Below are 2,615 nucleotides of genomic sequence, written 5' to 3'. Positions count from 1 at the left end.
TGTAGTCGGTAACTGACAATGCACCAAAAATGGAAAACAGGAATGCGCCACTAATGGCAACAAGGGTGCACCAGTTAGTAAATATAGTTTAGCTATTTCTGATGTTCAAAGAAAGACTGTCTATTTTTCATTCTATAACTTTTCCCAGATAAATTTATAATATCGCAACAGAATAGTAACCTGTCCAGGAGAGCAGTTGCGAGTACCTCATCATCGAGCATTTTAGCCCATTCCGTAGGCATTTTATTAGTGGTGATGATAAAGGAAGTCTGTTCGTAAACCTGGTTTACAAAGTTGAACAAAGAGACAGCGACGCTTTTTTCAACCGGAAAGAGCATAATGTCATCCAAAATGATCAGATCGGCTTTCAACATTCTTTTGTATTCAGCTGCTGCAGTCCGGGTCACGTCTTTGAGTTTGAGAATACCAGTCAGGTCTTCCATGGTTTTAAAGTAGGCTTTGTACCCCTTGTCCACTGCATCAGCTGCCAGCCCTGCTGCCAGGAATGTCTTCCCTGTTCCTGAAGGCCCAAGCAACATCAGGTTAAAGCCCTGATCCAGCCAGTTCAGCTCCCTGAGCTGGTTAATCCGTGTGGGCGTCAATCCGTTTTCAGCCTTTTTATCATAAGACCCTAGGTCATTTTTGAGTGGCAGACGGGCTGCTTTTCTGCGTCTGGCGATTTCATTTTTCAATCTCAGTTCAGCTTCCTGTTTTAATAGGGCCAGAAAAAAATCACGATAGCCGGAGCTTAGTTTCTCCGAGTCGGCAATGACCTGTGGAAGGCAGGAAGCCATTGCGGTGATTTTAAATTGCCTGCATAGGGCATTGATCTGTTCGTTTGTTTCCATGTTGGATTGGTTATGCCCCGGACGTATTTCATGACTGCCCGGGGCGGTTAATAATCAGTTGTTGCTTTCCTTGTTTACCAGATCCTCATAGTCGCCGATTTTACTGGTCTGGGGCTGTATGTGGGCGTTGACAGGCAATTTACCGCTGAGCGGATTCAGGAGCCTGATATTGGATTCTTCCTGGTGCTTGATGTGCTGCAGATCCAGGATGGCCTTAAAATCCGATGCAGTTGCGATTGCGTTCTCAAGGCAATAGGTGAGTGTCAGGTCCACTGAGTCCGGATCGATTCCCTGAATTGCTTTTTCAACCATCTCCAGCTGATCCCTGACATAGCGCGGTTTTTCCTTTTTGATCAACTCAATCCAGCGGAGTGCTTTTTGCGGATCGGCAAACAGAGCGGCCAGATTGGAAACCCGTTGTGCAAGAGATGCGGCCTTATCTCTTTTGTGGTCTGTATTCTGGATTTTCTGGCCGGTTAACCCCACTGGGATCCGGTGTCGACAGATTTCTGTCGGCTTCTCCGGTTGGCTGATTACCAGGTCGGTCCCTTCTGTTCTGAGCGCCACCTGGCTCCCTTTTCCCTGATAGGTACCCAGAGGCAATGAATAGAAGTTTCCTTTGTAGGAAACAGAATTGTCTTTCCTGACCGCATAGAGATCCGGGACCGCAGTCTGTGAAGAGCAGGGGGTATAGGGAGTCAGGTATGCTTCTTCGATCAGGTACTCGGAGAAAGGTTCTTTTTTGGTTACCGCATGGGGCAGGAGATTTGCCGTACGACCCATCCAGCCCATGACTTCATCGTTGAGGGTATCGATATTGTGGTAAGTCCGGTTATATAGAAAATTTCTTTTCACATAGCCTACCACATTTTCTACTTTGCCTTTGGTTTCAGGGTCGGCCTTTCTGCAGAAAAACAGACTGAAAGACTGCTCCCTCATGTAGGATCTAAAGGTGTCGGTGAGAATGAAATCCCCCCTGTTTTCACTGACCATAAACACCTTGTCCTGATCATAGACGATTTCCGAGGGAATCCCCCTGAAGTAAGCAAAGGCTCTTTCATGGCCCTCAACCGCTGTAAGTGAGGTAAAATACCGGTCAATAAACCAGACATATTTGTAGCGGGAACGGGAAAGGATCATGATGAAGAAAAACACCTTGACCCGGTTACCCAGTGAGGAACGCATGGTGTACTCTCCAAAATCCACCTGTGCCTGTTTTCCATAAGGGAGTTCTTCCACCATCTGGTATTGACGGGGCACTTTGACAAGCGGAAGGTTGTGCTTACGCCTGATCCAGGAAACAAAATTGAAAACAGTTTTGGGAGAGACTTTGGGCAAGTCTTCAAAATGCTCCTTCAGCCAATCATGCATCTGGGCCGAAGGAGTGTCCCGGAACAGCTCCAGACGGTTTTTGACAAAGTCCTCATAGGGAAGGAGTACCTTGTTACGCTGGGATTGTTGCTCCAGCAACAGCTCATATCCCTGCTCAGTCAGCGAAAGATATTTGCTGACGGTACGACGGTTGATGACCAGCTCTTCGCTGATCTGGCGCATGGAATACCCTTCCCTGCTCAGGCGGTGAATTTCAAAATAAACCATAAATTTGTTCAAGTACACATTCATAAAATGCTAGTTTTGGTAGACTAGCAAAATAGTCCGAATCCCTGTGGGGCATGCCCCACAGGGATTACTTTTGGTGCACTCTTGTTGCCAATTATGGTGTATTCTTATTTACCGAAAGTGGTGCATTGTTATTTACCGATCACA

The 2,615-nt window shown here is 46.7% G+C and carries 2 protein-coding genes; both read right to left on the bottom strand.

The window, feature by feature from the left end; all coding sequences use genetic code 11:
• Positions 1-92: 92 nt before the first annotated feature.
• A complete protein-coding gene (istB, locus tag LZF95_RS26160; RefSeq protein ID WP_233758446.1) occupies positions 93-848 on the bottom strand; it encodes an IS21-like element helper ATPase IstB in 756 nt (251 codons plus the stop codon).
• 54 nt (positions 849-902) lie between these two features.
• Positions 903-2,471 (bottom strand): IS21 family transposase, encoded by a 1,569-nt coding sequence (gene istA, locus LZF95_RS26155; protein WP_233758445.1) that lies wholly within the window; start codon positions 2,469-2,471, stop codon positions 903-905.
• Positions 2,472-2,615: the final 144 nt, after the last annotated feature.

This window comes from Algoriphagus sp. AGSA1, from assembly GCF_021390545.1.
Taxonomy (GTDB): Bacteria; Bacteroidota; Bacteroidia; order Cytophagales; family Cyclobacteriaceae; genus Algoriphagus.
This window is presented reverse-complemented; position numbering and strand designations above follow the sequence as displayed.